The organism is Clostridium puniceum (assembly GCF_002006345.1).
Taxonomy (GTDB): domain Bacteria; phylum Bacillota; class Clostridia; order Clostridiales; family Clostridiaceae; genus Clostridium; species Clostridium puniceum.
The window spans coordinates 61833-71153 of sequence record NZ_LZZM01000148.1; the positions used below are offsets into that span (position 1 = coordinate 61833).

Here is a 9321-nt window from a genome sequence, read left to right on the forward strand (position 1 = left end):
TAGTGAACCAAAATCTATGATTTTGTGTGAATCATTTACTCATCCAACGAATGTAAGTCGAGTATCCTAAAAAAGGACTTCTTAATTAAGCTGTTTTTGTAAGCAGAACATATGAAAAAGTGTTCAAGCTTACAAGATACGAGTTTAAGAGAGAAGTCCCTTTTTTTATAGAATTATATATTGTTTGTAAGAAAACTATAACTATAAATGGTTGCAACTTAAAAATCTTCAGTAATGTTATAGGCAACTAAATAGTATTTATTTTGATATAGCTTCTTTTTTCCATTCTAATAAAGCTTTAGATAATTGATCTGGGCAAGATGTACCCTTGCCTTTGCAGTCTACACCGTTTAATTTATTAATTACATCATCTACTGACAGACCTTTTACTAATTGACCAATGCCTGAAAGGTTTCCTGCACAACCTCCAATAAATTCTACGTTTTCGATAATATTGTTTGAAATTTCAAGATTAATTTTTGATGAACAAACACCAGATGTTTTATAAGAAAACATTAAAAACACTCCTTTTAATAAAAAATTAATTTATACTTATATATCTTTTAATAAAAAAACTACATGTACCAATTTACGGTATATGGTTTTAATATAGCAAATCAATTAGAACTTATATATTTTGAAAAACGATTTTATTAAAATAATCTATTCACTTAAAAATGTATACCTATTATTATATATGAAATTTACCAATAAATAAAGATGATAAACTCAAGAAGTTAGTTGTGCCAATAATATGGTTTTAGAATATATTAAAGATATGGACATGATTATTTATAAAGGGGGAAATGGAATGAGTTATATAGTTGTTTGTAATACTGGTTCAGATAGCTTAAACAAGATAAATACTGAAACCTTTAATAATCAAAAGATAATTTTATCTGCTGATGAAAGTCCATTTGGCCCTCATGGATTATCACTATATGAAGATAAAATTTTAGTAGCTAACAATTATAATAATAGTGTTTCTTTAATAGATTATAAAAGTTTTAGAGAAGAAAATAATTTATATATAGGGGCACATCCTAATGATATTGTTGCTCATGAAGGCATAGCATATGTTTCTTGTGGCGAATCCAATTCACTTATAGTATATGATTTGATAAATGAAAGAGTCAATTTTGAGGTGCCAACAGGAAGATTTCCTCATAATATTGCATTAGAAGAAGAAAAAAATCTTATATTCATAAGTAATATGGAAGAAGAAAGTATTTCAGTAATAGATTATATAAATAATAGGGAGATAAAAAGAATTAAAGTTGAAAATACTCCCATAAAAATTAGCATATCAAAAAATAGAAAATACTTATATGTATGTATTAGCTATCTTGGATGTGATAAAAATGGAAGCGTAGGAATTATTGAATTAAAGACCTTGGAACTAATAGGTAAGATTGAAGTTGGATTATCACCAGTAGATTTGTTTGAAGATAACGATTATATATATGTTTCAAATTTATGTGATGGTTCTATAAGTATTGTTAATTTAAAAAAACTTATAGAAGAAAATAAAATAATTATTGGTGGAATGCCAAGGGGAATAATAAAGGTTAAAGAAAATATATTTGTTGGAGACTACTTAAATGGTAAATTAAATGTAATAGGAATTAATAATAAAGAAATAAAAGTCATACCACTAGGAAAAGAACCTAATGCTATGACTTTAGTTAAACAGATATATTAATCAATTAATATATTAATGACATTTGTATATATTTCAGAAGGATTTTCCTTCCACTTGTTACAAATCAAAGCTGCTTGTTTTTTTGTAGGAACTGATAATTTTAGTTCCATTAACAAAGCTTGGTCTTCGATTGCCTTAAGATCAACTATAAAGCTATCATCGCCAATACCCAGAGTATAATCAGCGTGTATAGTTAATTCTTTTTTTATAGTACTTATCTTTTCTTTTATATATTCATCAACAATAGAAATTTGTGAAGGGGATATTCTAGCTTTGAATAAAGAAAGAACATTATCTCCTTTTTCTGTTAATATCAATAATTTTTTATCATTAGCTTCTTGATATTCAACAAATTTAGATTCCTCAAGCTCTGACAAATATTGTTGAAATGTAAAATAATTAATAAAGTTATTTTCAAGAATTATTTCAGTAAGCTGAGTATTTGATATTGGTTCTTTTATTGATTTTAATACATATAACATTAGTAACTTATTTTCTGCTAATTCTGATGAATTTTTATACATAATTACCTCCATAACTAATGAAAATCTATTTTTATTATATCACAAATTATGTTTACGTGAAAATAGGAACAAATAAAATTAAAAACTATGTAAAGTAGCATAAAAGCATTTTTAATGAATATAGTTTAAATATAAGATACAAAATTAAAAGGGGTATAAAAAGTGGTATGGAAGAAAAAGAGGATAGGAATAAATTTAATTCTAATATTTTTTTTAATAATTGTATGTATTGAAATTAATAGAACTATTGGAGTTATGGGAAATATTCATGAAGAAGAACCTATATATTGTGTTGATACAAAAGAAAGATTAGTCAGTTTAACATTTGATGTAAATTGGGTGGAAAAAGATAATTTAGAAGTAATATTAAGCATATTAAAGAAATATAATGTAAAAGGAACATTCTTCATAATGGGTGGATGGGTTAATTATAGTGAAGAAAATGTGAATAAACTGAAATCAATAAAAGAAGGGGGGCATGAAATAGGAAATCATAGTTATAAGCACCCGAGCTTTACTAAAATTGGATCAGATAAAATAAGAGAAGAAATAGAAAAAACTAATGAGATTATTGAAAAATATACAGGTGAAAAGCCAAAGCTATTTAGATTTCCTAGTGGAGATTATAATAAGGAAGCGTTTGTAAAAGTAAGAAACTTAGGATATATGACTATACAATGGGATGTTGATTCTGTTGATTGGAAAGAAATATCACCTGAAAGGGAATATAACAGGGTAATGAAAAATGTTAAGCCTGGTTCTATTATTCTTTTTCATAATGCAAAATATACTCCTAATAATTTAGATAGGATTATAAAAGAGTTGAAAGACAAAGGGTATGAATTTAAAACTGTAGGTGAAATGATATATTTTGAAGATTATAGTGTAGACAATCAAGGAATTCAACATAAAGTGAAACTTGATTCAGCAAGCTGAATCTTAGCTGAACTTATACCCTCAAGAGGTATAATATCTAAGAACTTGATACTATTTATCATTACTATCTAAAGAAAAGTATAAAACTCAGTTCAAAGAATTTGAGTGAATTACTTTCTATTTTAGGTTTGGTGATTTATCAGTAGTAATTAGTTATCGGATAAAAATAATAATATTTATTGAAAATTAACTAGTTTTTGTATTATAATGGTAATATATGCTAGTGGGAGCATATATTACACAAAATAAAATAATTTCCGATGGAGAGAGGGATTACAATGGATAATTTGATGCTAAATAACAAAATTTACCTTGAAGGTAAGGTAACATCTGGATTAGAGTTTAGTCATGAGATGTATGGGGAGGGATTCTATACTTTTGATTTGGATGTAATGAGATTAAGCGATTCAGTAGATACGTTAAATATTACTGTTTCAGAAAGGCTGCTTAGTGATATTAAGTTAGAGGTAGGGATAGATGTAATTGTAGAAGGGCAACTAAGATCTTATAATAAATTTATAGATGGATCAAATAAGCTTATACTTACTGTTTTTGCAAGAAATATCGAACCATGCCCAGAAAGAAGTAAAAATCCTAATGAAATATTCTTAGATGGATATATCTGTAAGGAACCAATATATAGGACAACTCCTTTTGGACGTGAAATTGCAGATGTATTATTAGCTGTAAATAGAGCTTATAATAAATCAGATTATATTCCAACTATTGCATGGGGAAGAAATTCAAGATTTTGCCAGACCTTAAGTGTTGGTGATAATATTAAGGTTTGGGGAAGACTTCAAAGCAGAGAATACCAAAAAAAGGTTTCTGACAGCGAAGTAGTAAAGAAAATTGCATATGAAGTTTCTATTTCAAAGATGGAAAGAGCCCAAAAAGAAGAAATAGCGAGAGAAGAAGGGGCAGTATAATAATCAGTAGTATAATTAATAGCTTAAAAATCTATGGTGGTCAATAATTAGTGTTTATTTATTAAATAATTGGTTTTCTTTTTTATGAAGTATATAAAAAAGAAAACAATTAAATCTAGTTTATGTTATAGCCTTAAGGAGTGTTTCAAAACGATTAAAAATCATTTTGAAACACTCCTTTAAAATAAAACAAGCTATCTAAAATAAAAATTAAACTTTTATTTTAAGAAAGCCTGTTTATAAATGGCATTATATGTAAGTTTGATAATTAAACTAATATTTTTCTATTTTCTTAAATCATCCATAATCTGAGTTTTATCTTTAGTTTTATCGTCTACTGATTTGATTATTTTAGCAGGTGAACCAGCAACAACAACATTGTCTGGAACATCTTCAGTAACAACAGAACCAGCAGCAACAACGCTGCCAGCACCGATCTTAACTCCTTCAAGAATTACAGAATTGGCACCTATTAAAGTATTATCACCAATCATACAAGGTTCTTTGCTTGGTGGTTCTAATACTCCAGCAACAACAGCTCCAGCACCTAAGTGAACATTCTTACCTAATTGTCCACGAGCTCCAACTACTGCATTCATATCAACCATAGTTCCATCACCAATTTCAGCTCCAATGTTAATTACAGCTCCCATCATGATAACAGCATTCTTACCAATAGTAACCTTATCTCTTATGATAGCACCTGGTTCAATTCTAGCATCCACTTCAAGTAAGTCTAACATAGGAATAGCAGAATTTCTTCTGTCATTTTCTATTCTAAAGTGTTTTATAAGATGTTTATTATCTAATACTATTTTAGTTATAGAATCAGATTCGCCCATTAGTATATAAAATCCATTAGTACCATACCATTCTACATCATTCATATCGGCATTGCTTAAATCTCCATTAACATAAACTTTAACTGGAGTTGATTTTTTTGATTCCTTAATAAATCTAGCGATTTCATAAGGATCTGTTAAATTATATGACATTATATCACCCTTTCTAGTAATTTTACAATCAACTTAATTATAATAAAGTTTGGGCATAATTAAAAGAGAAATAAGCATAAAAATACAAATAGTTTGAATGAATTTTAGGAATGTTGTAAAATAAGTTTATATTATCTAAACAGGGGGCAGTATAAATATGAATACGCAAGTAGAAAAAATTCAGATTTCTGGAATACGAAGGTTTGCAGAAAAGGTTAAAAACGTAAATGGGGCAATTTCATTAACTCTTGGGCAGCCAGATTTCTGCGTACCCAAAAATGTGTCAGAAGCAATGATTAAGGCTATTAAGGAAAATAAGACTACATATACATCAAATTCAGGTATAGATGAGCTTAGAGAAGAGATATGTACTTATTTAAGAAGTTTTAATATAGAATATGATAAAGATGAGATATGTTTAACAGTTGGTGGAAGTGAAGGGTTATATTCGGTATTATTTGCTTTAATGAATGCAGGAGAAAAGATTTTAATACCTGGACCAGCTTACCCAGCTTATGAAAATATTTCAATAATGATAGATGCTAAAGTTGTACATTATAAATTAAATAATGATTTTACAGTAAATATAAAGGATATTAAAGAAAAATTAGATACACAAAATATAAAATATTTGATTCTTTCGTTTCCTTCAAATCCTACTGGAGCAATTTTAAGTAAAGAACAAAGAGATGAATTAGTTACATTAATAAAGGAAAGGGATATTATAGTTATAACTGATGAAATGTATTCAGCTATAATTTTTGAGGATTATTATTCGGTAGCTCAGGAAAAAGAAATAAAAGATAAAATAATATATGTAAGTGGATTTTCAAAAATATTTTCAATGACAGGACTTAGAATTGGATATGTAGCATGTTTAGAAAAATATATGAAAGAAATAATTAAGGTGCATCAATATGGAGTATCATGTGCACCGTCTATAGCTCAATATGGAGCTCTTGAAGGTTTAAAAAATTCACTTGATGATGTTGAAAATATGAGAAAGACCTTTGAAAGAAGAAAAGATTATTGCATGAATAGATTAAAAGAGCTTAAGTTAGAGGTTGCAGAGCCTAAAGGCGCATTTTATATATTCCCTTCGATCGAAAAATTCAATATGCCATCAGAAGAATTCTGTGAAAAACTGTTAAATGAAGGAAAATTAGCATGTGTTCCAGGAACAGCCTTTGGAAGCCTTGGTGAAGGTTATATGAGAATATCATATTGTTATTCTGATGAAGTTTTGAAGGAAGCTTTTGATAGACTTGAAAAATTTTTAGAAATTAATTTTCCTAATTGTTAATATTTAATAGGAGGCTATAACTAATGGTTAAATTTACTGAAATGGATTCTAAAACTTTGCTGAAATATAGAGAAATATTATTAAAAAGATATGAAGACTTCAAAAGTCAGAACCTTAAATATGATATGTCACGTGGAAAGCCATGTAAAGAACAGCTGGATTTGTCAATGGGGATGATGGATATAGAAGATTATAAAAGTAGTGATGGTATAGATTGCAGAAATTATGGAGGGCTTGATGGTATTACTGAAGCAAAACAGCTTTTTGCAAAGCTTCTTGAGGCTAATCCAGATGAAGTTATTATTGGTGGTAACTCTGCGCTAAATATGATATATGATACAATAGCACGTGCAATGGCCTTTGGTGTATTAGGTAGTGAAATACCATGGGGAAAGCTGCCTAAGGTTAAGTTTTTATGTCCTAGTCCAGGATATGACCGCCATTTTGCCATATGCGAGCTTTTTGGTATTGAAATGATTCCTGTGGATATGAATTCTGATGGGCCAGATATAGAAACAATTGAAAATCTTGCACATAGTGATGAAACAGTAAAGGGGATTATATGTGTGCCAAAGTATAGCAATCCTGATGGGATTACATATTCGGATCATATTGTAGATAGGCTTGCGCAAATGAAAACAAAGGCTAAAGATTTTAGAATATTCTGGGATAATGCATATGTCATACATAATCTTTTTGGCAAGGGCGACAAACTTAAAAATATATTGAGAGTTTGCAAGGAAGCAGGAAATGAAGATAGAGTGTTTATTTATGCTTCAACTTCAAAGATAACTTTTCCGGGTGCAGGTGTATCAGCAATGTCAGCTAGTAAAGCAAATATAGGTAAGATTAAGGAACAGTTATCAGTTCAGATGATAGGACCTGATAAAATGAATCAGCTTCGTCATGCAAGCTTTTTAAAGGACATGGAAAATATTGAGGAACATATGAAAAAGCATGCTGAGATTCTTGAACCAAAATTTTTAGCTGTTTTAGGTACCCTTAAATCTGAACTTGATGGAAAAGAAATTGCATGGTGGAATAAACCTAATGGTGGATACTTCATTAGTCTTAATACTCTTGACGGCTGTGCAAAAGAAGTAATTAAAATGACAGCTGTGGCTGGGGTAATTATGACATCAGCTGGTGCTACCTTCCCATATGGAAAAGATCCAAGAGATAGAAATATACGTATTGCTCCGTCCTTTCCATCAGTTGAAGAACTTAAAAAGGCAATGGAAATATTCTGTATATGCATACAAATAGTAAGTATTAATAAACTTTTACAACAAAAGTAATGAAAGATTACGAAAACAATAATTCTAATATTAAAGTTTAATAGGGATATTGTGATTTACATAATAGAGTAATAAATAATATTCCTAAATGGATAAATGTAATTAATAGCTTATAAACTATAAAAAAATTAGAGTATTCATTTTCATCAGTTAACTAAAAACTGTTAATTGATAAAAGACACTTTAATATATATATAATAAATAAGGGGGCACAATAATGAGCGAATTTAAAAATGTTACAGCGGTAAAAAAGCAAATGTTTATTTCGAGGGAAAGGTTACAAGCAGAACAATAATCTTTGAAGATGGGGAAAGAAAAACACTAGGAATAATGCTGCCAGGTGATTATGAATTTGGTACAGGAGATAAAGAAGTAATGGAAATCTTAGGCGGCTCAATGGATGTTAAACTGTCAGGAAGCGATGAGTTTGTTACATATAAAGAAGGAGAAAGTTTTGAAGTTCCAGCTAATTCTAAGTTTAATTTAGAAGTGAAAGAAGTAGCAGATTATTGCTGTTCTTATATTAAAGAATAATTTACAAAACGACGCTTAATTAAAAGTGTCGTTTTTTTACAATACAAGAATAAATAATTGCTGGTAAAATAAAAATAATATGCTATAAAAATATAACATAAATATTGAAAGGTGGATAGATTCATTTTATAACAATCGTATATATAGGAATATTATTATTTAGGTATTTATTGTTCGATTCTGAGAAGAGTTACTTTTACTTTGAAGCACCTAATAAATCTCATACATTGGTTATTGAAGAAAGTTCTTTTCTTTTAGCTGGTTGTAGCAGCTTTTATGAAAGAGAAGGATTTATATTTATTAAAGATTTAAAAAACTCAATAACTACTGGTGATGGTTATAGGCCTTTTTCAAATAATCATTATGACCTATAAATGTCAACCTAGAAATGTAATTTTTCGATCATTTAAGAATGTAGTTTTTTAATCTTCTTCTTGCTTAAAATGATCTTTCAGTCTATACGATTTTCCGTTAATTGTAACAACATGAGCATGATGTAAAACTCTATCTAAGATAGCATTAGCGATAACAGCGTCATAAAAAATATCATCCCAAGAATTAAAATTTATGTTGGTAGTTAAGATTGTGCTTTTTTTCTCATATCTCTTATCAATTAATTGGAAAAATAATTTTGAATCTTCTTTATCGATAGGTAAATAACCTAATTCATCAATAATAAGGAGTTTATATTTACTAAAGTGCTTAAGCCTAGCATCTAATCTATTTTCTAGATTTGCTCGCTTTAATTGTTGCAACAAATCATTACATTTAATGAAATATGTACTGCAACGGCGCTTTGCAGCCGCGATTCCTATAGAAGTCGCAAGATACGTTTTTCCAACGCCACTAGAACCTAAAAATACAATATTTTCTTGTGATTCTAAAAGCGTAGTGTTGAGAAATCTAATATTTGATCTTTATTAATGCCAGGTTGAAAATTAAAGTCAAAGTCCTTAATTTCTTTTTGATGTGAAAAAGCTCCAACCTTAACCATAGATTTAATCATATTCGCCTCTTTATAGTCAATTTCATGAGCTGTAAGCTTAATAAGAGCATCAACAAAAGATAAATTATTCTTTGTTGTAAAATCAATAACTTCG

The 9321-nt window shown here is 28.7% G+C and carries 9 protein-coding genes and 2 pseudogenes; 7 read left to right on the plus strand and 4 right to left on the minus strand.

Annotated features, from left to right (window positions below; translation table 11 throughout):
- Positions 1 to 258: 258 nt before the first annotated feature.
- Positions 259 to 516, minus strand: coding sequence for a TIGR03905 family TSCPD domain-containing protein (locus tag CLPUN_RS11335; RefSeq protein ID WP_077847383.1), 258 nt, complete (start codon positions 514 to 516; stop codon positions 259 to 261).
- Positions 517 to 811: 295 nt separating this feature from the next.
- On the opposite strand from CLPUN_RS11335, the gene CLPUN_RS11340 reads away from it, so the two are divergent.
- Positions 812 to 1702, plus strand: coding sequence for a YncE family protein (locus CLPUN_RS11340; protein ID WP_077847384.1), 891 nt, complete (start codon positions 812 to 814; stop codon positions 1700 to 1702).
- On the opposite strand, the gene CLPUN_RS11345 is transcribed toward CLPUN_RS11340, so the two are convergent.
- Entirely contained in the window at positions 1699 to 2226 is a 528-nt protein-coding gene (locus tag CLPUN_RS11345) for a DUF4364 family protein (protein ID WP_077847385.1), read from the minus strand. The genes CLPUN_RS11340 and CLPUN_RS11345 overlap by 4 nt on opposite strands.
- A gap of 162 nt (positions 2227 to 2388) precedes the next feature.
- Here CLPUN_RS11345 and CLPUN_RS11350 point away from each other — a divergent pair, with 162 nt between their 5' ends.
- Positions 2389 to 3162 (plus strand): polysaccharide deacetylase family protein, encoded by a 774-nt coding sequence (locus CLPUN_RS11350; protein WP_077847386.1) that lies wholly within the window; start codon positions 2389 to 2391, stop codon positions 3160 to 3162.
- 278 nt (positions 3163 to 3440) lie between these two features.
- Positions 3441 to 4091: a single-stranded DNA-binding protein gene (locus CLPUN_RS11355; protein ID WP_077847387.1), complete on the plus strand. Its 651-nt coding sequence runs from the start codon at positions 3441 to 3443 to the stop codon at positions 4089 to 4091.
- Between the two features lie 284 nt (positions 4092 to 4375).
- Here the strand turns inward: CLPUN_RS11355 and dapD are convergent, their stop codons facing one another.
- The gene (gene dapD / locus CLPUN_RS11360; RefSeq protein ID WP_077847388.1) at positions 4376 to 5086 is read right to left on the minus strand and encodes a 2,3,4,5-tetrahydropyridine-2,6-dicarboxylate N-acetyltransferase; all 711 of its coding nucleotides are present in this window, start codon (positions 5084 to 5086) and stop codon (positions 4376 to 4378) included.
- Between the two features lie 157 nt (positions 5087 to 5243).
- Here dapD and CLPUN_RS11365 point away from each other — a divergent pair, with 157 nt between their 5' ends.
- From CLPUN_RS11365 to CLPUN_RS11380, 4 genes and pseudogenes are all read left to right on the plus strand, one after another.
- Complete coding sequence (locus CLPUN_RS11365; RefSeq protein ID WP_077847389.1) at positions 5244 to 6389, plus strand: pyridoxal phosphate-dependent aminotransferase; 1146 nt, start codon at positions 5244 to 5246, stop codon at positions 6387 to 6389.
- Between the two features lie 23 nt (positions 6390 to 6412).
- Positions 6413 to 7687, plus strand: coding sequence for an aspartate aminotransferase type Ic (locus CLPUN_RS11370; RefSeq protein WP_077847390.1), 1275 nt, complete (start codon positions 6413 to 6415; stop codon positions 7685 to 7687).
- A gap of 217 nt (positions 7688 to 7904) precedes the next feature.
- A pseudogene (gene ppnP / locus CLPUN_RS11375) lies at positions 7905 to 8221 on the plus strand (pyrimidine/purine nucleoside phosphorylase).
- A 227-nt stretch (positions 8222 to 8448) separates the two neighbouring features.
- Positions 8449 to 8595: a hypothetical protein gene (locus CLPUN_RS11380; protein WP_158078755.1), complete on the plus strand. Its 147-nt coding sequence runs from the start codon at positions 8449 to 8451 to the stop codon at positions 8593 to 8595.
- Between the two features lie 48 nt (positions 8596 to 8643).
- Here CLPUN_RS11380 and istB read toward each other — a convergent pair.
- A pseudogene (istB, locus tag CLPUN_RS11385) lies at positions 8644 to 9321 on the minus strand (IS21-like element helper ATPase IstB); the annotation flags it as partial.

Coding starts and splice junctions, on each gene's coding strand:
- dapD (WP_077847388.1), bottom strand. CDS start 5,086: ATGTCATATAATTTAACAGATCCTTATGAAATCGCTAGATTTATTAAG.
- CLPUN_RS11340 (WP_077847384.1), top strand. CDS start 812: ATGAGTTATATAGTTGTTTGTAATACTGGTTCAGATAGCTTAAACAAG.
- CLPUN_RS11345 (WP_077847385.1), bottom strand. CDS start 2,226: ATGTATAAAAATTCATCAGAATTAGCAGAAAATAAGTTACTAATGTTA.
- CLPUN_RS11355 (WP_077847387.1), top strand. CDS start 3,441: ATGGATAATTTGATGCTAAATAACAAAATTTACCTTGAAGGTAAGGTA.
- CLPUN_RS11335 (WP_077847383.1), bottom strand. CDS start 516: ATGTTTTCTTATAAAACATCTGGTGTTTGTTCATCAAAAATTAATCTT.
- CLPUN_RS11370 (WP_077847390.1), top strand. CDS start 6,413: ATGGTTAAATTTACTGAAATGGATTCTAAAACTTTGCTGAAATATAGA.
- CLPUN_RS11365 (WP_077847389.1), top strand. CDS start 5,244: ATGAATACGCAAGTAGAAAAAATTCAGATTTCTGGAATACGAAGGTTT.